This window comes from Dyadobacter sp. (assembly GCF_017744695.1).
Lineage (GTDB): Bacteria > Bacteroidota > Bacteroidia > Cytophagales > Spirosomataceae > Dyadobacter.
On the sequence record NZ_JAGIAS010000012.1, the window covers coordinates 191,453 to 214,645 of the forward strand.

19 protein-coding genes are annotated in these 23,193 nt (G+C 50.2%); 11 read left to right on the plus strand and 8 right to left on the minus strand.

From position 1 onward, the window contains the following. The first annotated feature begins 23 nt into the window (after positions 1–23). Positions 24–3,986 (plus strand): hybrid sensor histidine kinase/response regulator transcription factor, encoded by a 3,963-nt coding sequence (locus J7619_RS31220; protein WP_291208541.1) that lies wholly within the window; start codon positions 24–26, stop codon positions 3,984–3,986. A 475-nt stretch (positions 3,987–4,461) separates the two neighbouring features. Here the strand turns inward: J7619_RS31220 and J7619_RS31225 are convergent, their stop codons facing one another. Both J7619_RS31225 and J7619_RS31230 read right to left on the minus strand, forming a co-directional pair. Then, complete coding sequence (locus J7619_RS31225; protein WP_291208544.1) at positions 4,462–5,952, minus strand: TROVE domain-containing protein; 1,491 nt, start codon at positions 5,950–5,952, stop codon at positions 4,462–4,464. A 105-nt stretch (positions 5,953–6,057) separates the two neighbouring features. Next, the gene (locus J7619_RS31230; RefSeq protein ID WP_291208546.1) at positions 6,058–7,512 is read right to left on the minus strand and encodes an RtcB family protein; all 1,455 of its coding nucleotides are present in this window, start codon (positions 7,510–7,512) and stop codon (positions 6,058–6,060) included. Positions 7,513–7,611: 99 nt separating this feature from the next. Here J7619_RS31230 and J7619_RS31235 point away from each other — a divergent pair, with 99 nt between their 5' ends. Then, positions 7,612–8,643 (plus strand): YafY family protein, encoded by a 1,032-nt coding sequence (locus J7619_RS31235; RefSeq protein WP_291208548.1) that lies wholly within the window; start codon positions 7,612–7,614, stop codon positions 8,641–8,643. 4 nt (positions 8,644–8,647) lie between these two features. Here the strand turns inward: J7619_RS31235 and J7619_RS31240 are convergent, their stop codons facing one another. Next, positions 8,648–8,971, minus strand: a complete 324-nt coding sequence (locus J7619_RS31240) for a hypothetical protein (RefSeq protein WP_291208551.1) — start codon at positions 8,969–8,971, stop codon at positions 8,648–8,650. A gap of 115 nt (positions 8,972–9,086) precedes the next feature. Between J7619_RS31240 and J7619_RS31245 the strand changes: the two genes are divergently transcribed. Then, positions 9,087–9,881, plus strand: coding sequence for an FkbM family methyltransferase (locus J7619_RS31245; protein ID WP_291208554.1), 795 nt, complete (start codon positions 9,087–9,089; stop codon positions 9,879–9,881). 79 nt (positions 9,882–9,960) lie between these two features. On the opposite strand, the gene J7619_RS31250 is transcribed toward J7619_RS31245, so the two are convergent. Continuing rightward, positions 9,961–11,019 carry a DUF6625 family protein gene (locus J7619_RS31250; RefSeq protein ID WP_291208557.1) on the minus strand — a complete coding sequence of 353 codons (1,059 nt, stop codon included), beginning with the start codon at positions 11,017–11,019 and terminating at the stop codon, positions 9,961–9,963. Between the two features lie 352 nt (positions 11,020–11,371). Here J7619_RS31250 and J7619_RS31255 point away from each other — a divergent pair, with 352 nt between their 5' ends. The 5 genes from J7619_RS31255 to J7619_RS31275 all read left to right on the plus strand — a co-directional run bounded on the left by J7619_RS31255 (position 11,372) and on the right by J7619_RS31275 (position 16,466). Next, the gene (locus tag J7619_RS31255; protein ID WP_291208558.1) at positions 11,372–11,734 is read left to right on the plus strand and encodes a hypothetical protein; all 363 of its coding nucleotides are present in this window, start codon (positions 11,372–11,374) and stop codon (positions 11,732–11,734) included. Between the two features lie 89 nt (positions 11,735–11,823). Beyond that, complete coding sequence (locus tag J7619_RS31260) at positions 11,824–12,672, plus strand: DUF3347 domain-containing protein (protein WP_291208560.1); 849 nt, start codon at positions 11,824–11,826, stop codon at positions 12,670–12,672. A 72-nt stretch (positions 12,673–12,744) separates the two neighbouring features. Next, positions 12,745–15,039 (plus strand): multicopper oxidase domain-containing protein, encoded by a 2,295-nt coding sequence (locus tag J7619_RS31265; protein WP_291208562.1) that lies wholly within the window; start codon positions 12,745–12,747, stop codon positions 15,037–15,039. A 261-nt stretch (positions 15,040–15,300) separates the two neighbouring features. Beyond that, entirely contained in the window at positions 15,301–15,765 is a 465-nt protein-coding gene (locus tag J7619_RS31270) for a hypothetical protein (RefSeq protein ID WP_291208565.1), read from the plus strand. 113 nt (positions 15,766–15,878) lie between these two features. Next, entirely contained in the window at positions 15,879–16,466 is a 588-nt protein-coding gene (locus tag J7619_RS31275) for a dihydrofolate reductase family protein (protein WP_291208567.1), read from the plus strand. A 29-nt stretch (positions 16,467–16,495) separates the two neighbouring features. On the opposite strand, the gene J7619_RS31280 is transcribed toward J7619_RS31275, so the two are convergent. Continuing rightward, positions 16,496–16,684: a hypothetical protein gene (locus tag J7619_RS31280; RefSeq protein ID WP_291208570.1), complete on the minus strand. Its 189-nt coding sequence runs from the start codon at positions 16,682–16,684 to the stop codon at positions 16,496–16,498. Between the two features lie 158 nt (positions 16,685–16,842). On the opposite strand from J7619_RS31280, the gene J7619_RS31285 reads away from it, so the two are divergent. Beyond that, positions 16,843–18,942 (plus strand): HRDC domain-containing protein, encoded by a 2,100-nt coding sequence (locus tag J7619_RS31285; protein ID WP_291208572.1) that lies wholly within the window; start codon positions 16,843–16,845, stop codon positions 18,940–18,942. A gap of 9 nt (positions 18,943–18,951) precedes the next feature. On the opposite strand, the gene J7619_RS31290 is transcribed toward J7619_RS31285, so the two are convergent. Beyond that, positions 18,952–19,722: an SDR family NAD(P)-dependent oxidoreductase gene (locus J7619_RS31290; protein WP_291208575.1), complete on the minus strand. Its 771-nt coding sequence runs from the start codon at positions 19,720–19,722 to the stop codon at positions 18,952–18,954. 146 nt (positions 19,723–19,868) lie between these two features. Here J7619_RS31290 and J7619_RS31295 point away from each other — a divergent pair, with 146 nt between their 5' ends. Further along, positions 19,869–20,351 carry a CinA family protein gene (locus J7619_RS31295; RefSeq protein ID WP_291208577.1) on the plus strand — a complete coding sequence of 161 codons (483 nt, stop codon included), beginning with the start codon at positions 19,869–19,871 and terminating at the stop codon, positions 20,349–20,351. 9 nt (positions 20,352–20,360) lie between these two features. Here the strand turns inward: J7619_RS31295 and J7619_RS31300 are convergent, their stop codons facing one another. Continuing rightward, positions 20,361–20,822: a hypothetical protein gene (locus J7619_RS31300; RefSeq protein WP_291208580.1), complete on the minus strand. Its 462-nt coding sequence runs from the start codon at positions 20,820–20,822 to the stop codon at positions 20,361–20,363. A gap of 736 nt (positions 20,823–21,558) precedes the next feature. Further along, positions 21,559–22,209: a response regulator transcription factor gene (locus tag J7619_RS31305; protein ID WP_291208581.1), complete on the minus strand. Its 651-nt coding sequence runs from the start codon at positions 22,207–22,209 to the stop codon at positions 21,559–21,561. A gap of 295 nt (positions 22,210–22,504) precedes the next feature. On the opposite strand from J7619_RS31305, the gene J7619_RS31310 reads away from it, so the two are divergent. Continuing rightward, on the plus strand, positions 22,505–23,134 hold the full coding sequence (locus tag J7619_RS31310) for a response regulator transcription factor (RefSeq protein ID WP_291208583.1): 630 nt from the start codon (positions 22,505–22,507) through the stop codon (positions 23,132–23,134). Positions 23,135–23,193 lie beyond the last annotated feature (59 nt).

The window sequence follows — 23,193 nt, forward strand, 5'->3', positions numbered from 1 at the left end:
GTGTTTATATGTAGCTTAAATTGGTGAGAATACTTGTTTCCATCCTGCTTTTCCTTTTTGTCGCCACGCAGGCAATTGCGCAGGACATCCCCTTCTATTTCAGGAACTACCAGGTTTCCGACGGTCTTTCAGGCAATGCCGTGGGCAAGATGGTACAGGACAAAAAAGGCTTTATGTGGTTTGCCAGCCGCAACGGCCTCAACCGCTTCGATGGCCATAATTTCCGGATTTTCCAGAGCATTGCCGGTGATTCGACGAGTATCGGCAGCAACTCCATTTTTGCATTATACGAAGACTCCTCCGAAAAGCTCTGGGTGGGTACGCACAGGGGCGTGTACCGCTATGATCCCGTCGCCGACCGCTTTGCCCCCTTCAAACTGATCCCCGCCGGCGAAGTGCTGGAAATCCGCGGCGACCGCAGCGGCAATATCTGGATCATCTCCGATCGGACATTGTACCGCTACCATGTACGCACGGGTCGCGTTGCGCGCATTAGCCTCGGCAACGACCAGCCCGTTTCGCTGCATGTATCGGCCGAAGGGGCTGTATGGGTGGCGTGCGGCAATGGCGTGGTGCGGCATTACCACCAGGATACCGGCCGTTTTGAGGCATTCAACCTGGGAGAGCTGTCCGGCATTAAAGATATTTACGGGTCCACCACCCTGCATTCGGTAGGCGACTCGGCGCTGCTGATCGGCTCGATGAAGAAGGTGTTGCTGCTGAATTTTGTCAAAAAACAGGTCCGTAACCTCACCGCCGCCGGTTTGCCGGGAGAGGACGTTCAGGTCCATACCATTTTCCAGAAAAGCGACCGCGAATTCTGGCTCGGCACCGAATCGGGCCTGTACATTCTCGACCTGATCTCGGGCCGCTCGCAACACATCGTGCGGGAGCAATTCAACCGTTACTCGATTACCGACAATATCGTGAACTCGATCCTGCGCGACCGCGAGGGCGGGATATGGATCACGACGCAGTTTGGCGGCATCAATTACTATTCGACGCAGTTCAACAACTTCCGCAAGTTTTTTCCCAAACCCGGAAACAGTATCAGCGGCAGCATTGTGCATGAGATCACCAAAGACCAATACGGCCATTTGTGGGTCGGCACCGAGGATGCGGGGCTCAACCGCCTCGACATTCGTACAGGCCAGTTCAAAGCATTCCTGCCCGATGGCCGGCCCGGGAGCATTGCCTACCGCAACCTCCACGGAATGGTGGTCGACGGCAACGAGCTTTGGATAGGCACCTACGAGCATGGGCTCGACGTGATGGACCTGCGCACCGAACGCGTGATCCGGCATTACAACTTAACATCCAGCCCCCGGTCGCTGAGCGGTAATTTTATCGTCACTATATACAAAACGCGCTCCGGCGACATCCTCGTGGGCACGTGGTCGGGCCTCTGCCAATACAACCGCGAGACCGACGACTTTACGCGGTTACCCTTCTTCAATACGCAGGTCCAGAGTATTCACGAGGATTCCGAAGGGACCCTCTGGGTGGCAAGCTACGGGGGCGGGGTCCGCTATTTCAACCCCAAAACACAGCAGAAAGGACATTTGCAATACAGCGCCGATCGCCCCGGCGGCCTGCCCGATAACTACGTCAACAGTATTTACCAAAGCTCCGACAAGAGCATCTGGCTCTGCACTGAACACGGCCTTTCACGCTACAATCCCGAAACCGGGCAATTCCGGAACTACCGCAAGACCAACGGCCTGCCGGATAACCAGGTTTTCCGAATCCTGGAAGACAATGCGGGGAATTTCTGGGTGACCACCTCGCGCGGGCTCGCCAGGCTCGACAGCCGCACCGACCGTTTCACCAACTTCCACATCGGCAATGGCCTTCCTACCGATCAGTTCAACTACAACTCCTCCTACAAAGATGCCGACGGCACGCTGTATTTCGGCACTGTGGCGGGAATGGTGGGTTTCAAACCGTCGGAACTGATCCGGAACACATTCGTACCACCGGTTTACATTACCCGGTTACAGGTCAATAACCGCGACGTCGACATACGACAGGACGACGCGCCGCTAAAACAATCGATCATGTACGCCGACGAGCTTACCCTGCCTTACCAGAGTTCGAGCCTGAGTTTCGATGTCGCCGTGCTGAGTTATGTCATTCCCGAACAGAATTCCTATCAGTACCAGCTCGAAGGCCTCGCCCGGGAATGGGTACCGTTCCATGGCAACCGCCGCATTCATTTTTCGAAGCTGCCGCCGGGCGATTATACATTAAAAATCCGGGGAGCCAATAACGACGGCCTCTGGAATAACCGCGAAACCAGGCTGCGGATTACCATTCTGCCGCCCGTTTGGGCGACCGGTTGGGCCTGGCTGTTTTATGTGGTGCTGGTAGTGAGTATTATTGTAGTGATTTTCCGTTATTATTTTCTCGCCCTTCATGAGAAGAACCGACGACAGATCGAGACCATCGAAATGGGGAAAGAGCGGGAAATTTATAATGCCAAGATCGACTTTTTTACCAATGTGGCGCACGAGATCCGCACGCCGCTGACGCTGATCAAAATGCCGCTCGATAAGCTGCTGGCAACGCAAAAGTCGGATCCTGAAATGACTGAGAGTTTGAATATGATTGATAAAAACACCTCCCGACTGATAGACCTGACCAACCAGCTCCTCGACTTCCGCAAGGCAGAGGCCAACAATTACAGCCTCAATTTTACCAAAACCGATATTAACGATCTGCTGAGCGACGTTTTCGCGACGTTCCGACCGGCAGCCGAGCAAAAGCAATTGCAGTACAAACTCGAACTCCCCCGCATTACCTTGCAGGCATTCGTAGACGAGGAAGCATGCAAGAAAATCACAAGCAACCTGGTGAGCAATGCGATCAAATACGCTGAAAGCAGCGTTAAAGTGAAGCTTTCTCCTTTCAACAGCGACGATTTGTTATTCCATATCGAGTTCACCAACGACGGCCCGTTGATCGGTTACGACGATCGCGACCGTATTTTCGAACCGTTCTACCGCGCCGAGGGCAATAGCAAGGAACCGGGAACGGGCATCGGACTGCCGCTCGCGCGCTCGCTCGCAGAGCTGCACAAGGGCACACTCGAACTGAAACGCTCGGAGCTCGACCGGAATACCTTCCTCCTTTCGATCCCTATTCACCAGGATTACGAGCTGGATTTGAACAGGGAAAGCGACGAAACGGCCGGTACCAAAAGTGCTCAAATGGCTGAGCAGCCAAATCCCGGCAAACCCAACGTGCTGCTAGTGGAGGACAATACCGAAATCCTGGGTTATCTGGGCCGGGAACTGGCATTGGAATACAACATTTTCAGGGCCGGAGACGGACGGCAGGCCATCGACCTGTTGCAGGAAGAGCATATTCACCTGGTGATCAGCGACATTATGATGCCGGTAATGGACGGCATTGCCCTGTGTCGCGAAATGAAAAACGATGTGCGTTTCAGCCACATTCCCATTATTTTGCTGACGGCCAAAAATTCGATCAGCTCGAAAATCGAAGGTTTGGAAGTGGGTGCAGATGCTTATATCGAAAAGCCGTTCTCCCTCGATCACTTGTCGGCGCAGATCAGCAACCTGCTTCAAAACCGCGACATTATCAAGGACTATTTCGCCCGCTCGCCGCTTACACACATCAAAGGCATTGCATTCTCCCGCGCAGACAAGGATTTTCTCGAACAGCTCAACGCAATTATCTCGGCCCACATCGCCGACAGCGACCTGGACGTGGACATGCTTTCTTCCAAAATGAATATGAGCCGCCCTACCCTTTACCGGAAGATCAAGGGTATTTCCGACATGACGCCCAACGAGCTGATCAACCTCTCGCGCCTCAAAAAAGCGGCGGAATTGCTGGCAGAGAAAAATTACAAAATCAACGAGGTGGCCGACATGGTTGGATACAGCGTCCCGACCAACTTCTCCCGCGATTTTCAGAAACAGTTCGGCGTAAGCCCGTCGGGGTATGTGAATGCGTTGTGAGTTTTGGATGGGAAAAGAGTTTGTTTAGGCTAAAAATGAAGGAGTAACAAGCCAGGCGTGCGCTTTGGGGACTCGAACCCCGGCTGCCAGCGAGGGCAGCATCACCATACGAAGTATCACGCATGTACGACATCCTTCAATAGGGTTGGAAAAGGCAAAAAGCAATACGTGAATGCACCTTTCGGTGCTCCTGCTCTACCAACTGAGCCACTGCTGCAAGCAACAGGCCGGGCTCGAACCGGCGGCCCGGCGCCCGGCGACACGGCGAGGGATAGTCGAAGTATCACGCATTTACGGCACTTTTCCAATGTCTTGAAATCAAGGAGCAACAATCGATCCGGGGCGGGGGCTCGCCGCGAGGACTCGAACCTCCATCATGATTAGCATCACAATGCCTTCCCCCTAAATGTAGCGAAGTATCCCATTTCTACGGCATCCTTGTTTTTGCGGCGGCGCCATTGCGGCACCGCCATTTTTACATTGATATATTATGGATGGAATCCAAACCGGAAGCCCCGTTTTCCAAAGCATCGAGTACACCAAAGATTTTGTCGCTCCAACCTGCTATCAGATAGACGTCATTCACCATTATTTGCAGCGGCGCTTGTTTATAACCCTGCAAATCGAATAGGTAAAGTCGCGCGTTGGGAGCAAGCTCGCGTTTATAACGGACCCACAATGTCCGGATATTCTCGGTTCCCGCATTATTCCAAAGCTGGCCATCGGTAAAAAGCATTACCTTATCTATCACCACTTTGCGTTGCAGCAGGTCTTTGATCACCAGATACCCGTTGGTAGCATATCCCACCTCTCCCTGCCGGTTATAGAACTGCTGCACATTGGCCAGGATATTATTCCGGCTAACACGAATCCGCTTCCAGGTATCTCCAAACATCCCTACCTCAACATTGGCACAGCGGCTTTGCAACAACATAGCCAACACGAGGCCTACATCGTACAGCATTATACTCGACATCGACGAAACGGGAGTTTGCATTGATCCCGAAACATCGCAGGCCAGCAACACGCTCGTTCCCCTCCCGAAGCCGCTGATCGCCTCTGCACTTTGGAGAATAGCCTTTTCCAATGCCTGGATAAACCGTTCGCGATTGTCAGGCTCGCTTCCGAAAAGCTGCGTCAGCCTGTTTGAAACTTTGCCTTCCGGCTTTTTCATTTTCAAAAGCTCGCGGTAAGCCGACAGGTACCGAAACGGAAACTGCTTCGCCTTGGCCACTTCCTTTTGCGATGACAATATTTCGCAAACCTTTTCAATATGCACCGGGGAGATGTTCACCTCCAACAAGTTGCGGAGATTTCGCAATAGTGCCATATAACCCAACCTTCCGCTATCGATCAGATCTTCCCATTTCGCCCGGAAGGCAGCCGCGCGCTCTGTTTCGTTGGCAAAAATCACCTGGCCCAATGCCGACAACTCCGTTTCCCAGGTGTATGCCGTATCTAACTGATTGGTTGCAATCTTGTTGAAAACCACTTGCTGTTCTGCGCTCTTCGCTTTTGGGTGAACCAGAAACAATGCATCGCGCAATTTCACGGCACTATTGTCCCGATTGTATTTACCGAACTGGTACGCATCAAAATTGTTGAAGGCCGATGCAAGTCCTTTCTGGAGTTGTTTTGACAGTCCATTCAGCTTTTTCACGCCTTTTCGTTCATTCAGAAGCTGGTAACACGCCAATAGTTCCATAATTTCATCGGCGCGCGCTATCACCTTTGCGGTCGTTTTTGCTACCAGATCGTCGCCCTTGTGTACGCGCGCGAGTTCCGTAAGCAATACCAGCGGCACTGAGCGCATATACATGAAATGCCGGGCGTAGACTGCCAGTTTTGCTACAAATACCCGGTCTACCTGCTCTACCAGCGACCTGATCCGCATGATGCGTTGGTCGTTCTTTTCATAAAAAGAGTCATTCAAAGACCAGGTCACAACAGCTGTGTAAAGCTCCATAGCCGGGTCAAGTTTGTAAGCTTTGGCTCCTTCTTAGTTTAGGGTTGTGTTGGTTTTAACAACCGGCGTATTGAATTTCATGATGTCCTCCTTTCGTGTTCTTTGTTAATCTTCCGCTTTTTCCTTCGGGTCCGCCATGCGCACGATATGTGGTTGGAATCGGGCAAGGACGTCGACCAGGCCTGTTTGAGCCGCCATTACCGTATGAATGTCCTTGTAAACCATAGGTGCTTCGTCCAATCCTGAACCGATCACCGTGATACGGTTATCTTTCAGGTTTTTGTCAACATCCTCTTTGCGGATCGTTTTGAATGCCGCACTTCTGCTCATGACTCTTCCTGCACCGTGGGACGCCGATTGGAGCGAACTCGCCTCCCCTTTTCCCCGTACGACAAATCCCGGGGTACTCATCGAACCCGGAATGATTCCGAGCACGCCGCTGCCTGCCGGCGTCGCGCCTTTCCTGTGCACCATCACTTCGGTACCATCCGCAAGCTGCTCCTTCCAGGCAAAATTGTGATGATTTTCGATCCGCATAGCGGGAGTGATTTTCAGCGCCTGAGCAATTTTGTTATGGATTTCGTGATGATTGGCAGATGCATAATCTCCCGCAAGGTTCATGGCTATCCAGTATTCCTGCCCCTCATCGGCATTCAGGTCAAGCCAGGCAAGATGTTTGGCTTCGTTCGGCAGCCGGGTCTTTTCCATGGCTATTTTGGAATAAATATCCGCGATATTCCCTCCAAAACCTCTCGAACCTGAGTGCGACAGCAATGCCAGATAGGTGCCTCCGGGAATACCTTCCAGCATATTATCTTCCACAGAAAGCTCTCCCCATTCCACAAAATGATTACCAGTCCCCGACGTCCCTAACTGATTGAAAGCCTTCGTCTTTAATGACCTTAACGCCTTGGTTGCATTCCACTCAGCCCGATCAAACAGACTGGTATCCAGATGTCGGGCAGAGGTCGAACCCATGCCAAAATGCGTGTGTTCGCCCAGCAGTTTTTCGAGTTTGTCTTTTTCCCTGTCAATCACCCAACCTGACATATCGAAAATAGACAGGCACATCCGGCAAGCTATATCGACGCCGACTGCGTAAGGTATGATCTTGTTGGCAGTGGTTGCCAGCACTCCGCCGATCGGCAGCCCGTAACCCTGGTGGGCGTCGGGCATGAGGGCGCCGGCAACGGCGATGGGTAGCTGAACCGCCGTTTTCATCTGTGCCAGGGCGCCCACCTCAATGTGCTCTAAACCGAATACCGGGAAATCGGCGATCTCTTCTTTCAGCTTATGGATGCTACGCACCTGTTTCACGAAGTTGCCGTCCTTACGCAGCTCGATTACCCGGTCGGCTATGTTCTTGAACTTTCCATTACGCTTCAAGGCATACGGCATCGGATCGGCGATCAGGGCTTCGAGATTGGTCAGGATACTGACCTTGTCCATCACTTCGTGCTTCAAAAGGCCATTGGCTACGCGGCTGAATGCCACCAGCAAATCCAGGTTTTCGATTCCGAGTGCCCCTATTTCACCATTGCTGATTTTTTCTTTTTCCATGACTGTGTTTCTGTTTGACAGTTACAAAGCAACAGGCCTACTGCGCAGTCTTTTTGCGCAGTCAATTTTATTTTGATATTTTTTCAGAAAAATTTCAACATGCCTGTTAACCGAAATGCACTGATCCGTTACCGGACTATCGATCAATGCTTGCAGAACCGGTTCCGCAAATGGACGCTGGATGATCTGATCGAAGCTTGTTCGGAAGCCTTGTATGAATACGAGGGAATTAGAAAAGGCGTCAGCAGGCGGTCCGTGCAAGCCGACATTGAAATGATGCGAAGTGATAAGTTGGGCTATGAGGCGCCCATTATCGTGGTTGACAGGAAGTATTACACCTACGAAGACAAAAATTACAGCATTACGAACATTCCGCTTACTCCCCAGGACATGAAGGTGCTGAGCGAGGTATCGGGACTATTGCGGCAATTCAAAGGATTCAACCACTTTGCAGACCTGAATGAAATGGTGAGCCGCCTGGAAGATAAGATCCACGCGCGCCGCACCCGCAGCATGCCCGTGGTCGATTTTGAAAAGAATGATCACCTGAAAGGATTGGAACATATTGAGGAAATCAGACGCGCAATCATCTCTAAAACGACTTTATGCATGACCTATCAATCTTTCAAGGCGAGGCAAGCGAACACTTTTTGTTTCAGTCCCTACTTACTTAAGGAATACCGCAACCGATGGTTTGTGTTAGGTCAATCGCACCAGCGCCGTTCTCCCCTCCTCACATTGGCGCTCGATCGCATTCAACTTCTGGGTGAAGAGCCGTCGGAATCCTATCGGGAGAATACCGGTATCGACCTCAGCACTTATTATAATGACGTAATCGGTGTTACCAAAACAGCCGGTCAGCGAAACACCGAAGTTATATTCCGCATTGAGCATGCCCACGCTCCCTATGTAATCACCAAGCCGCTTCATGCTTCGCAGAAGCTGATCGCCAGCGACGCAGAGGGCAAAATTTTCAGCATCCGGGTCGTACTCAACTTCGAGCTCGAACGCGAGTTGCTGGGCTTCGGAGCAAAAATCACCGTATTAGGCCCAAGAATCCTCAAAAAGCAGATTCTGGATCAGCTAGCCCGAGCAGCGGAACAATACAATGTACCGGGAAAGCTCGTTTGATATCTCAAAACATATTCCTGATCTCTTCGATTATCCCAAGGTATTGTTTCCTGATATTCCGCTGCCGGTAGGCGTCGGTGCCGCTCCAACTGGTGTCCCAGCCGGCACTGCTGAACGACCACGCGTTGAGCTGGCCCAGCTGGTCGCTGAGCGATTTCAGGCTTTCGTTCAAACTGCTGATGGACCCGACGTTGGTACTGAAAGACATCCCTTTCCAGGCCACGTTTTCGGCGGCGGAGAATGGGATCGGCGGAATTACCGGTTTGAATGATTTTGGATTAGGAAGGCTTTGTCCGAAAAAAGCCATATAGCTAATAATCGCTTTCACGAATAAAGAAATATGTCGGACAATATCACTGCCCAAGTTTGACATTAAAAAAATGATTGGTGCTACGTATAAAAAGCCCTTGGAGAACCAGTAGAAACAGAACAGATCCAGCTTTATGATCCATATCTTCCCTATCAAAAAAATGTTCCGTTATCTCGAAAAGCTGGCCTCGTACCATTCTGAACTTGGCGTCATAAAAGGCACCTCCTTTTTTATTGGCCGCATTTTGCAGAGCAACCGGAAGATCAACCATCCCAAAGTAAAATACCCTATTCATTTAAGGCCCAAAACAACGGATGAAAAGGTATTTGTGCAGGTTTTTATTAAAAATGAATACAATGTCCCGCTGGGTTTCGTGCCCGAAACAATTATTGACGGCGGGGCTAATATAGGTCTGGCCAGCATTTACTTCACCACTAAATTTCCGAAAGCGCAAATCGTAGCCATCGAGCCGGATTCAGAAAATGCGGCTGCTGTTATAGGCAACACGAAGCATTACCCCAATGTGCATGTAAAACAGGCCGCTATATGGCCCCGCCGGACCGTGGCGAAAATTTCCGATAAATTCGGCGTCGGGAAATGGGGAATAGTGGTAGAGGAAATGGACGACGCCGACGCTGAGGTGGCGGGAGAACCCAATACCTGTACGATCGATTCGGTGATGAATGAATTTGGTTGGGAGCAGATAGATTTGCTGAAACTGGATATTGAAACCGCTGAGAAGCAACTGTTTTCTGAAAATTACATGAGCTGGCTTCCCAAAGTAAAGGTGATTGTAATCGAGCTGCACGACTGGATGGTCCCCGGCTGCTCGAAACCTTTCTTTACGGCAATCAACGAAGCTTTCACACAATATCGTTTCGCACAAGCCGGCGAGAATATTATCATTTACAATCTGGATCTTTTTTAAGCATTTACGTTTAACAAACCCGAAACTTGTCCGGGTTTGTAAATCCATTTTGCAATGGGCAGTATGCGTATCGCGAGACCTAGCCTATTACCCCGGCCTCCTCGGTCACCAGTTCCGCTGCGTTATGCTCGCGAATGGTAACGGTGATATCGGGGGTTTGTTTCCACAAATTGGACAGATATCGCTTATAAATCAGGTATTTGAAGACATTTCCATTCAAAAGCGTGTCTAAAACGCGTTTTCGGACCAGGCCTTTGAACATTTGTTTATAGCGCATGTCAAACCGCTCTTTTAATCGGGAGTCGCTGAAAAAATCGGACAGGTTTACTTCCCTCGTTTTTTGATAAACCCCGTTGGGAGTGATCATAAAATCTCCGGTTATCCTGTTAAGAATCTCGATATCCCGCTTTTGAAGGTGGATATACATAAATTCATCGCGGTGTATATGCCCATCATTTAAAAAATAGCGATAAAGCACTCCGCTTTCCCAGGCAAAAATTTGTGAAGTATAATTATTGCTTCCCAACTTGTCCATACGATACTGGAATGTGTGCGGAGCGACATCAGCCATCCAGGTTTGATTGTAATAACATCTTAAACCGGCATTCTGGCCAACATAGGGCATGATACGCTCATCCGTTCCCTGGTTCATATCCCAGTTCAGCACCGATCCCATTGTGGAATAATCAAAACACTTTTCATAAAGTTTATTGCATATTTCATTATTCCGGACCAGCGTAAGATGTCCCCAGCGTTGAATGATGTCGTGATTATTCAGAATTTCAGGGGTAAGAAAGTTAGCCAGTCTCCCAAAAAAGACATCCATATCACAAAAACCCCAAAAATCATATCCTTCCAGGTAGTCTTCAAATATAGCACCGTACAATGGCCTGTAATCGCAGAATTTGTAGGCGTTGTTGATTCTAATTTTGAGATTCAACCTGGCCTGAATGAATTTGGCCAATGCCGCTATATCCTCAAAATAAAAATAACTCACATTTTCTGCCAGATTTGAGGGAAGGTCGTTATCGCCTACGATCAACCAGTTGATTTCGGGATTGGCTTTGCAGGTTTTTAGCCACAGATCGAAGTTAGAGGGCAGCTTACCGAAGTAAGGTATTATAAAGACAATTTTCACGGCGATAGAGTTTGCAATGAGGGATGAGTAGTATTTCTTTTCAAAATATATAAGGCTTAATTAATAATAACCAGAATTATATTTTGAAAAAGAATTGATGCATGAAAAATAGCTATTTTCCCAAATCAAATAGCCATTTCCAGATAAAAGTTTTTCAATTCCCCGACGAATAATCAAATAACTTATTATACGGTATTGCAGAACAAAAATGACGTTTTACTAAATGTCTTTTTGAACTTTTGAGCGCTTCCCTCCTCAATCCCATAATTATGTAATACGGCATAAAAATTATGTAGAAAAACCGGCGGGCAAACAGTGATCTTTGTACGGTCAAAAACCGTCTGTGGTACAAATGAGAGGTTGTCTAATATGGGTGCTCACGATCTTTTGCCTGCTTGTTTCGGGTAGGTCGGGTTACGCATGCGGTAGCCAACACGCCCTCGTTACAAAAGAGACGAGGCACGTCCAGGCCCCCCGGAACGCCTGCCGCAACTACCACAAAGCGGGACATGGCAAACAATGCATGCATCACTGCGGCGAATCCGGCTGCGACTGTGCACACCCGGCTGCCGCTTTCGCGGTGAAAACTCAGCCCGTCGATTTTTCCGAAAAACCATTTGGCAGGGTTGACAAGACGATGTCGTGGTTTTTCCGGCAGGTTATTCCCAAGCCCGTCTATCTCACGCTTTGGATGCCTCCCAATATAAGCTGTTAAGCACCTGACAGCCACAGGTGCGCCCATTCGGGAATCCGCAATGCGTTTCCCCCGCCATTCAAACTGATTAACAGCTTAAACTTATTCCGATGAAATCAATAAAAATATTGATGGCAATGGTGCTATTGCTATCGGCCTTATTATCCCAGGCAGCGATTAAGAATCCGGTGACCGAGAATGTGAAAATAAGCGGTTCCTGTGCGCTATGCGAAGCGCGTATCGAATCGGCTGCATTTGAAAAGAACATTTCCGAAGCGAGCTGGAACAAAGAAACGAGCATTGCCTCGGTGACCTACAACAGCAAAAAGACGTCGTTGGACGCAATCCTGAAAAAGATCGCGTTGGCGGGCTTCGATAACCAGCGCTACCTCGCTCCCGACAAGGCTTACGCCGAACTGGAAGCATGCTGCCGTTACGAACGTGCCGGCAAAAGCGAGCCCGCAGAGGTAAAACCAGCCGCGCATGAGCACCATGCCATGGACGCCGCCGCAGCCAAACCGGCGGAAGCCGATCCCCTGAAACCGGTGCTGGAAGCTTATTACGGGATCAAAGACGCGTTGGTAGCTTCCGACGGTAATGCTGCTTCCGCAAAGGCAGCCAGTCTGGTTAAGGCTATCAAGGAGGTAAAAATGAACGAACTCGGCCAGGAACAGCACAACGTGTGGATGAAAGTGATGAAAGACCTGGATTTCGACGCGGACCACATTTCCGAGACCAAAGACGTAGGCCACCAACGCGACCATTTTTCTTCACTTTCGGAGAATATGTACAAGGTCATCAAGGCCGCAAAACCTTCGGAGGCAGTCTATTACCAGCATTGCCCCATGGCAAAAGAAGGGAAAGGAGCTAACTGGCTCAGCCAGGTACCTGCCATTAAAAACCCGTACTATGGCGCTCAGATGTTAAACTGCGGCAAAACCACCGAAACGCTCAAATAGTCAACAGCCGTCCCGACAGGCATTGTGGTCCGATACTTTCGGGACGGCCTCTTCTTAATTAACGCACCTGTTATGAAGGATTTTCAAGGAATCCCACGGATAACGCCTGTAATTTTATGGGCGGTTTTCCTTACTGTTTTTTCCCATGCATTGTTTGCCCAGAAGGTCGTGCGGTACGACTTGTATGTCAAAGACACCACCGTCAATTTTACGGGCACGCCCAAACGTGCCATCGCGGTAAACGGGCAGATACCGATGCCTACCCTGACCTTTACGGAAGGCGATACCGCTGAAATTTACGTGCACAACGAGCTCGACGAAGAGACATCGCTCCACTGGCACGGATTGTTCCTGCCCAACAAATACGACGGCGTCCCGAACCTGACGCAAATGCCCATCAAGCCGCACACGACGCATTTGTACCGCTTCGCCATTATCCAGCACGGAACGCACTGGTACCATAGCCATACCGAGTTGCAGGAACAAATAGGCATGTACGGCTCCATGATACTCAATAAAAAGAAGGAACTGCCCATACCGACCGTGCCGATTATCCTCAGCGAATGGACGGACATGAACCCGAACAATGTACACCGCATGCTGCACAATGCCAGCGACTGGTTCGCCATCAAAAAGGGCGCGACGCAGAGCTATTCCGAAGCGATAGCGCAGGGCTATTTCAAGACCAAAATAGGAAACGAATGGAAGCGGATGACCGCCATGGACGTCAGCGATGTGTATTACGACCGGTTTCTGATCAATGGGAAGCATGAAAGCCAGCTCTCCCAATTCAAACCGGGTGATAAGGTACGATTGCGGATTTCCAACGGAGGTGCTTCTACCTATTTCTGGCTCACCTACGCCGGCGGCAAAATGACCGTCGTCGCTACGGACGGTAACGACGTGGAGCCCGTGGAAGTGGACCGGCTGATCATCGCCGTTTCGGAAACCTATGACGTCATCGTGACCATCCCGGATGTAAAACCGGGCGCTGCGCCGGTTGCCTACGAGTTTCTGGCTACCTCGGAGGATCGCACGAAATCGGCCTCGCTCTACCTGGGTGAGGGTATCCGACAACTCGCGTCGCCATTACCCCGCCTCAAATATTTCGAAGGGATGAAAATGATGAACGGGATGATGAAAATGGACGGCAATCTGGATGACATGGGCATGAAAATGAGCCTGAACCAGATGGATATGAATGTAGTGATGTACCCCGAAATCACCGGCCCTTTGAAAGGCAGGAAAAAGGAAACCGACATGGGCGGCATGCAGATGGAGAAGTCCGGAACACACGGGGCCGACAGCCACGCCAATCATGCCGACAGGTACAATAGCAATGCAATGTCGTCGATCACCACGCTGAACTATGCCATGCTCAAAGCGCCGGAAAACACCTCGCTCCCCAAAGATGCGCCCGTGAAAGAACTCCGTTTCACACTCACCGGGAATATGAACCGCTATGTGTGGAGTATGGACAACAAGGTGGTTTCGGAACGGGACAAAATCCTGATCAAAAAGGGCGAGAACGTGCGGATGATCATTTACAACAATTCCATGATGCGGCACCCGATGCACCTGCATGGGCACGATTTCAGGGTACTTAACGGCCAGGGAGCCAATGCGCCGTTGAAAAATATAATCGACATTATGCCCATGGAAACCGATACGCTGGAATTTGCCGCTACCGAAAGCGGGGACTGGTTTTTCCATTGCCATATCCTGTACCACATGATGAGCGGTATGGGCGGGATATTTTCCTACGAGAATTCACCCGCCAATCCTGAAATACCCAACCCAAGGTTCGCGCAACGCAAACTGTTTGCCGACGACCGGATGTTTCATTTCATGGCTGAAAACGACATTGCCACCAACGGGAACGACGGCCAGGCGATGGTACAAAATACCCGCTGGAGCATTGGTTCCGAATGGAGGCTGGGTTATAACGACCACCACGGTTACGAGGTAGAAACCCACTTGGGCCGGTACATCGGCAGAATGCAATGGCTGATGCCTTTCATCGGCTTCGACTGGCGGTACCGGAGAATGGGAATGGATGAGGTGGAGAGTAACCTGTTCGGCCAGCGAAATACCAAGGACCAGAGAGCGCTGTTCAGCGCGGGTGTAAACTATGTGCTGCCGATGCTGGTGACCGCCCAGGCGGAGATTTTCACCGACGGTAATGTGCGTTTCCAGCTGGAAAGGATGGATATACCCGTCTCACGTCGCCTGCGGATGAACCTCATGGTCAATACCGACAAAGAATACATGGCTGCCCTCCGGTATATTTTCACCCGTAACGTAGGTGCCACAGCCCATTACGACAGCGACATGGGCTTCGGGCTCGGGCTCACTTTAAACTACTGACAAGCCAATCTCTTCGAAAAAGGCCCTGATCCCGTAGCAAATGCGGGATCAGGGCCTTTTTCGAAATTGGAATAATCCTTGAAATCGGATTTAAAATGTTAAATAAAATAATAGAATAATTCCAATAACGGCGCAATTATCCGGTGTAACGTATTGGAATCCCGGCATATTGTGGATACATTCATTCAACCAATACCTATTCCGCCCCCGTCAGTGGTGAGTCAGGCAGATATTACTTATTCATGTAAACATCAACTGATTATGGAAAACGTGAAAGCGATTGTGATACAGGTTGTAAAGATTTGGCGTCTTTATAAAACCCAGCAACTGGTACTGACAGCTGCGATGCGCGAGGAGATCCCGTTTCAACTAAGAACGTTGCTAAGCAGGGACTATATGATTTGCTCACTGCTGAAAAAGGAAATGGCAAACTTCTACGACGGCCTTCGATGCTGCATGGGCGACAGGTTTCGTCCGGACAGCGACGGAAGCATTATGATGGCCCCGGAACGGGACATCCGCATGGTCCTCGAAAGGATTGCGGTTGCCCACCGGCAAATCATCGCCGAATATGAGACACTACTCGACCTGGTGGAAGACTCCAATATCAACACCAAAATCCTCCATCAGCATCGGAAACAAATAGGCGCCATGACGGACGAGCTCGTGATCCAGTGCGAAAAAATGCGGCCGGCAGAGAAAGAACACGGCTATATCCCCTATTGAAGTACGAAAAGGACCTTAGCCTCATCCTGTCGCAATCGCCCCTCAGGATTGTCGTTTTAACCCACCGGACGTTGATTTTAAGCTCGGTACATTTGTTAAAAAAACACTGAGCTATGCGAAAATTAATCATGAAAATGTCGGTTTCGGTCGACGGTTTTGTAAGCGACGCCGACGGCGGCAAAGACTGGCTTTTCAAAACAGGGGACGCCGAGTCGCTGGCCTGGAGTGTCGGAAAGATCCGCGAGGCCGGCTTGATTATCATGGGCAGGAAATCGTTCGAGACCATGGCCCCCTACTGGCCGACCGCGACCGGCCCGTTTGCCGCACCCATGAATGAAATTCCCAAGGCCGTTTTTACCCGGAATGGATTTAAAGGGATCGGCACAGGGCACACAAGTAACCCGGAATTGTCCTCCGCCGCTGACTCCTGGTCTCAGGCGCGGGTTATGGACGGCGACCTTGCCGAAGGCATCCGGCAACTTAAATCCGAGGAAGGGAAGCCGATCGTGGCGATCGGTGGCGCGGAGTTTATGCAATGCCTCATTGCAACAGGGCTCATTGACGAGTATCACCTGGCCGTTCACCCGGTCGCCTTAGGCTCGGGACTACCGATCTTCACGGGCCTTCAGATGCCCCTTTATCTTAAATTGATTGAGGTGAAGGCCTTCCCGGGAGGGATTGTCGTGCAGTCTTACGGATAAAAAGTCTCAACCGTCAGCGCACGAGCTGGTCATTTCCGCCCCCTGCTTCTGCTCCATAGCATATCGAACAACACGATGGCCGTCAGTACGCCAAGTATCACGGGCAAGGTTGCGCCTATCTCCCAATGTTGGAGCTTGAATTGAATAAGCAACATCAGGATTGCGGCAATCGCTATCAGGATTAAGACACGGGCTGTTGTAATGTAGATCTTTTGCATATTCAGTAGCTGAGTGATGTCCCGGGATCAGGATTACCCTATTCACAGTTCTGATTCAGGAACGTCAGGTCAAAATAGTAACTTTTAGCCACAATCGATATTCCCGAAGCATTTATAAAATTGGTTGGATTCCGGTTAATTTGCGGTAAAAAACCAGCATGCAACCAGATCTTCATCATCAAACTATCCTGAATTACCTGACGCAGACCGACAAGCCCATTTTTTTAACCGGAAGGGCCGGCACAGGTAAAACCACTTTTCTGCAACATATTCGCGCCAACGTAGCCAAAGAAATGGTCGTGGTAGCCCCGACGGCCGTGGCAGCCATTAATGCCGGCGGGGCCACCATACATTCATTTTTCCAGGTCCCATTGGGCCCTCTCATGCCGGGTGTTCGTGGAAAAAGCACGCCCCAGCCGGCAATCCGTTCGGTCAACCCGGAGAACGAGAAAATGCTTCGCCGGATGCAATTGCTGATCATCGACGAGATCAGTATGGTACGCGCCGACACCCTGGACTACATCGACGCGCTACTTCGGCTGGTGAGAGCATCGGCACGGCCCTTCGGAGGGGTTCAGCTGCTGATGATCGGCGATCCTTACCAGTTACCGCCTGTCACCAACAACGACTGGGATATATTAAGCCCTTTTTATAAAAGCCCGTATTTTTTCGACAGTATCGTTTGGCGTACCTCAGGCTTTCTCACCTTTGAGCTATCGCGTGTTTACCGTCAGAGCGACCCCGTTTTTATCGATATCCTCAACAGCGTCAGGGACGGCAAGGTCACGGAAAACACGCTCTCTGCGCTAAACGCGCGGCACATACCCCAGCCGGATTTTGAGCTGTCAGACTACGTCACACTTTCCACGCATAACAACAAGGTCAAAGAGATCAACCAACAACGGCTCGACGAATTGCAGGCCCCTGAGCATCTTTTCAGCGCGACGATTTCCGCCGACTTTCCTTCCGAAGCGTATCCCGCCGAAAAGGAGCTTATCCTCAAAGAAGGGGCTTACGTGATGTTTATTAAAAATGATAGCTCCGGGAAAAAGCAATACTACAACGGACGCGCGGCGCGGGTGTCGCGTATCGAGAACGGGCGTGTGCACGTCACCTTTTTTGATGACGGCTCTGATTTTATCGTAACTCCCGAGATCTGGCAGAATGTGAAATATGCTTTGTCCGAGACGGAAGGAAAAATCAGTGAATCGACTGCGGGAACATTCACCCAGTTACCTTTGAGACTGTCCTGGGCGGTAACCATTCATAAAAGTCAGGGATTGACCTTCGACAAGCTCGTGGTCGACGTCCGGACCGCATTTGCACCCGGTCAGGTGTATGTGGCCCTGAGCCGGTGCCGCTCGCTGGAAGGCCTTGTGCTCCTTCAACCCGTCAGCACCGCCAGTGTGATGGTAGCACCTGCCGTGAAAGCATTTATGCAAAACGCCTCCATTAATGCGTGCGACAACTCAGCATTGCCAGCCATGCGGCATGATAGTATGCGGGAGGCCGTGCTGGATCTGTTTGATTTTACGATCCTGTCGGAATGCTGGGAGCAGGTACTAGGATTTATCAGAGAAAATAACACGCTCAATGCGTCCGTCCAACAAGGGACTAACACCATATCCAGGCTGATTGACGCTGAGTTGATCAGGGTCGCGGCCAGTTTTCGCAAACAGGAACTGCTGACGCTCCTCGACTCGTCCCAAAGCCAGCTTTCAGAAGCACTGCCGGAGAGGCTCACCAAAGCCATCGGCTATTTCTTCTCCAAACTCGACGAAGCTGTGCGCGAGGCTGGTCATCTGCTTGCCCAATGTGATCAGCATGTGACCGATCCTGATTTTCATTTGCCCGCAGCGCGACTGACGTACTGCCTCGGGCTGAAAGCAGGCATCTTTTTGAGGCTATCGGAAGCAACAAGCCTGGACAAACTTGTTGTGATTGCCGAAAGTGCGCTAAGCCAGCATCGCTCCGACAAGGCCGAAACAAAATCTGGAAAAAGCCGCAGCAAAGAGCCTGTTAATGCGGCGCTCTTTGATCAACTCGTCGAATGGCGGGCCCATATCGCCGAACAGCGAAACGCCCAACCGTACACCATCGTGTCGGACACCGTATTGGGGCAGGTGGCCGATAAAATGCCCAATACACTAACCCAGTTGTCACAAATCAAAAACTTCGGACAAGCCAGGGCCTCCGATTTCGGTCAGGACATTATCCGCATTATTCTGGCAAACAACGGGACGTCCCAACTTTTTTAACGGTCGGGTTCACAAGCTCATCCCGCCGTCGACGAAAATATTCTGGCCGGTGATAAACTTTCCGGCGTCGGAGGCCAGGAGCACCGCCATGGCGGCGCAATCCAGCGGCTCTCCGACGCCGCCCAGCGGTGTTTCCTGCCTTTTCATGATCCGTTCATCCACCTCGGGCAGCGGCTCGCGGATGCGGGGCGTATCTATGACCCCGGGCGCGAGGTTGTTGACGGTCACCCCTTTGTCGGCCAGCTGCATGGCCAGATTCCGGACCATATTCAGCACCGCGGCTTTGCTGGCCGCATATACCAGCATCGCGGGATGGGGTTTTACCTGCTGAACGCTGCCGATCGTGATGATACGCCCCCACCCTTTTTGGATCATGGAAGGCGAAAACCGTTGTATCAGCAGCATCGTCGATTTGACATTCACGTTCATCTGGATATCAAAATCGCGCTGCGTAATCTGCTCCCATGGCTTTGCTATTTGTAATGAGGCATTGATGACCAGGATATCGGGTTTCACTTTTTTGTTGAGTTGCTTTTCCAGGGATGCGACACTTCCGGTTTTGGAAAAATCGGCGCGGATGACCGAGCTCTTCACACCGAATTCGCCGATTTCTTCCAGCACATTGGCCACCTGGTCCTGGTCCTCCCGGTAATGCAGGATGATATCCGCGCCGTACTCTGCGAAAGCCAGCGCTATTCCCTCCCCTATCCCCTGACTGGATCCTGTGATCAGGGCGGTCTTTCCTTTTAAACTGAGGCTTTTAGAAAGTTTTTTATTCATGTTGTCCGCTTGGTTTAAGGTCTTTGAGATCGAAAGCTGACAGAGGTTTTGAAAAGATGGTGGCACATTTTTTTAGTTTGACAAGCCTTGGACTACCTGTACTAAAACCACGCCAGGCACCTGACCTCGCTTAACTGTATCCGATTATGCCCTCAAAACTGATACTTGACTGCGGTAAAATGTTGAAAGACCGGGGACTAAGCATTGCCTTCGCCGAAAGCGCGACTGCCGGACGTCTTGCCTCCGAATTTTCGCTGTGCGCCGATTCCGGCGGTATGCTGAAAGGCGGGCTGGTCTGCTACGATGTCTGTGTGAAGGAAAATGTTTTAGGGATCGATCCGGGTCTGATCCGGCAGTTTACACCTGAATCCGAAGAGGTAACCAGGGAGCTGGCTTTTCGCCTCCGCGACCTGATCAGCTCCGATATTCAGGTCGCTGTGACTGGCCTCACCACACTCGGCGGAAGCGAAACACCCCAAAAGCCGGTCGGTACCATGTTCATTCATATTCTGATCGAGGGGCGATCGATCGCGGTGCGAAATGTGTTCGAAGGATCTCCCGAGCAGATCGTTTTGCTGACGGCCGATTTAGCAGCAAAGACAATTATGAATGAATTGGAGGCAATGTGACGGTCGGCCTCATCCGCCATAAGTCGGCCTTCCATGAACAACAGTGTCGAGCTTTTGAATGAGGTCCTCGATAGAAGCGGCATCATTCACTAAACTACGGATCTTGCTTACGTTGCCGCCGGAGCTCCAAAAATCCCGTTTTTTGTTAATCGCGGAGATTACTTTGGCTTTCATCTCAGGCAGTTTCAGCTCTCTTGTTTCCGTTGACAAAACCAGATTCAGACGGATGTTTTGGTTCAGGAAAATAGTATATCCCCAGAACGGTCCGATTCCTTTCACCTTGGTCGCCGCGGTAACGAAATAGAGCGTTCCGTCGGAATCGATGATTTGCAGATTCTTAAACAGCCCGTTTGCCAGGCCGGCCGAAGTAGTCCGGGTCAATTTATCCAGGTCCGGGACAACATTAAATGCAAAGCGGTCGAAAGTGATTACCGGAAAACGTACCTTATCTACCGTGATGGATTGGTTCATTATGATTCAGACTGACTCTTTTGCAAATTAGTATCATTCAAACTATTTCAAATTTCGAAAGTAGCTGATCACAGCTATATTATTCGCATCTATCAAACAAGCAACCGAATGGGCGACTGACGAGTCGGCCTTTGGATTCGATTTGTTTGAAAGCAATCTCTTCCCATACTTAAACACTATCATAATAATTTGCAAGTTAACGTGTAATACTTTGACAAAAAGTGTGGCATACCCTGCCTAGTTTTGCTTCACCTGAATGAGCTGCATTAGCTGGCTCCCTGGCAATAACACTATACATACAGTTTCACTTCGCCGTTGGACCCACTACCCTGTGGAAGGATTACCAATTTTTCGACGTTACACCGAAGATGGGAGTAAATCTATACCGGCTCGAAATATTTGTCGGTATATACCAACCCGACATCCGAGGTTCTGAAAATCAAGAGTGCGCACCTCTGGATTTTTCAAAACCGGGAAAACCAACAGACAAACCATATGTAGAATCTTTTGATGGAAAGTTTCGAGATGGAGGTAGATTGCCGGAACCTCCCGCTATCCAGGAAAAGGCTACGGCCATTCACGCACTAGTAGTATCCCATAACGCTAACAAATACCGCACACGCACTAGTTGAAAATTGATTCCGGTTTGACGGCCCGACACAGATTCGGGCCGCCAAATTTTTATTGCCAGAACTTAAAGATCGACGCGTAGGAATATTCTTATCATCGCCCCCCTTTAATCATGCGTGGCCGCCTCGTCGGTGTAGTACTCCACTTTTTTGAAGAGTTCAATACTGTTTTCTACACTCATTTTTTGATACACCCTGTTTTTGTGGGAACTGACGGTGGAGAACTTAATACGGAGCGTGTTGCAGATCTGCTTGCTGGTGCATCCTTTCAACATCAGGTCCATTACCTCTTTTTCCCTCGGCGAAAGTGTTTCTATCGGATTCAGGGCACTGTTTTGCCCGTACATAAAATCATCCACAATTTTGGCCTGCACACGGTCACTGATATATTTCTTGCCCTGTACAACCATTTCAACCGCTGTCTGCGCCTCCGTATCCGGGGCATTTTTAGGAAGAAAACCATATGCACCCGCATGAATGCATCCGGGTGCATTGACGAGCTCGTCCCTCCCGCTGCAGACAAGGATTCTCAGGTCCGGCTGAACTTTAAGAAAAGTCTGGATCATTTCCGATGCATGCCCGCCAGGAATACCCAGATCCAGCAGCATCACGTCGATCCGCTGGTCTTTCAACTTCCGCGATGCCGCCTCAAAATTCCCGGCCATATATACCGAGCACTTTTTAATCACTTTCTTAATCAATAGTTCAAGACCCAGACCGGTCAGGAAGTGGTCGTCAACGATGAGGATTTGCTTCATAAGGATTTATTGAAAACCAAAATTAGCGAATAGCCTAGTACAAGGTAATAGTAATATTTCGATAAGGTGCATTGGTGCGAGTCATTTTGGAATACCTGAATGTGAAGGATCGAAATGCTCGTTGTCGTGCGGATTCCACCTGCATTTTAATAGCCCCCTCTCGAAAAATTTCTAACAGCGCGGTGTGATATCACGATACTCCGGCTTGGCTTGCTCGGATACCTTTACGAAAATATCCTATGACACTTATCGGAGCGTAATTGCTGTTGCCTGGCTCTGTTGCAGATCTGCTACAATGAATGTACTTATCATCGACCCTCACACCACGCTCCGCCTCGGAATGCGGGATTTTTTAAAGACACTGCCCGGCGGTTACCGGCCATATGAGGCAACAGATTTCGAATCCGCGCTGCAATTGTTGAAAACCAGGACATTCGGCCTGGTTATTACGGAGATCAATAGTGGCAAAACCAAAACACTCGGAGTGATAGCCGAATTGCTTTGCTATCAACCGGATGCGCCAATTCTATTCTATTCATCATTTCCAGAAAAGACTTTTGCATTGCCTTTCTTAAAAGCCGGAGCTTCCGGGTTTGTTTCCAAGAGATGCTCCATAGAGGAGCTGTCGAAAGCGATTTTGACGGTTCTGGCGGGCGGTAAATACCTGAGTATGGAGCTGCAATCACTGTATTTACCTTACCTGCCTGCTAACCACTGGCACCCTTTCTCTCTGGATTTTACAGAGAAACTTTCAAAACAGGAGAACGCTGTCATGAAGCTTTTAGTCCAGGGAGGGTCCACGAGGCAGATCGCCGCGCGCCTGCACTTGAAGGATAACACGGTGAGCACCTATAAGAAGCGGATCTTTCAAAAAATGCAGGTCAACGACTCCGTCGAACTTTACTGGAAAGTATCCGCGGTGTAGCGCATTAGTCCGGTTAATGATTTAACACAAGATGGCCATCCCGCAATGAGATGGCCATC

Coding starts and splice junctions, on each gene's coding strand:
- J7619_RS31255 (WP_291208558.1), top strand. CDS start 11,372: ATGAGAGGTTGTCTAATATGGGTGCTCACGATCTTTTGCCTGCTTGTT.
- J7619_RS31290 (WP_291208575.1), bottom strand. CDS start 19,722: ATGAATAAAAAACTTTCTAAAAGCCTCAGTTTAAAAGGAAAGACCGCC.
- J7619_RS31295 (WP_291208577.1), top strand. CDS start 19,869: ATGCCCTCAAAACTGATACTTGACTGCGGTAAAATGTTGAAAGACCGG.
- J7619_RS31225 (WP_291208544.1), bottom strand. CDS start 5,952: ATGGAGCTTTACACAGCTGTTGTGACCTGGTCTTTGAATGACTCTTTT.
- J7619_RS31235 (WP_291208548.1), top strand. CDS start 7,612: ATGCCTGTTAACCGAAATGCACTGATCCGTTACCGGACTATCGATCAA.
- J7619_RS31300 (WP_291208580.1), bottom strand. CDS start 20,822: ATGAACCAATCCATCACGGTAGATAAGGTACGTTTTCCGGTAATCACT.
- J7619_RS31275 (WP_291208567.1), top strand. CDS start 15,879: ATGCGAAAATTAATCATGAAAATGTCGGTTTCGGTCGACGGTTTTGTA.
- J7619_RS31245 (WP_291208554.1), top strand. CDS start 9,087: ATGATCCATATCTTCCCTATCAAAAAAATGTTCCGTTATCTCGAAAAG.
- J7619_RS31265 (WP_291208562.1), top strand. CDS start 12,745: ATGAAGGATTTTCAAGGAATCCCACGGATAACGCCTGTAATTTTATGG.
- J7619_RS31305 (WP_291208581.1), bottom strand. CDS start 22,209: ATGAAGCAAATCCTCATCGTTGACGACCACTTCCTGACCGGTCTGGGT.
- J7619_RS31280 (WP_291208570.1), bottom strand. CDS start 16,684: ATGCAAAAGATCTACATTACAACAGCCCGTGTCTTAATCCTGATAGCG.
- J7619_RS31310 (WP_291208583.1), top strand. CDS start 22,505: ATGAATGTACTTATCATCGACCCTCACACCACGCTCCGCCTCGGAATG.
- J7619_RS31260 (WP_291208560.1), top strand. CDS start 11,824: ATGAAATCAATAAAAATATTGATGGCAATGGTGCTATTGCTATCGGCC.
- J7619_RS31285 (WP_291208572.1), top strand. CDS start 16,843: ATGCAACCAGATCTTCATCATCAAACTATCCTGAATTACCTGACGCAG.
- J7619_RS31270 (WP_291208565.1), top strand. CDS start 15,301: ATGGAAAACGTGAAAGCGATTGTGATACAGGTTGTAAAGATTTGGCGT.
- J7619_RS31230 (WP_291208546.1), bottom strand. CDS start 7,512: ATGGAAAAAGAAAAAATCAGCAATGGTGAAATAGGGGCACTCGGAATC.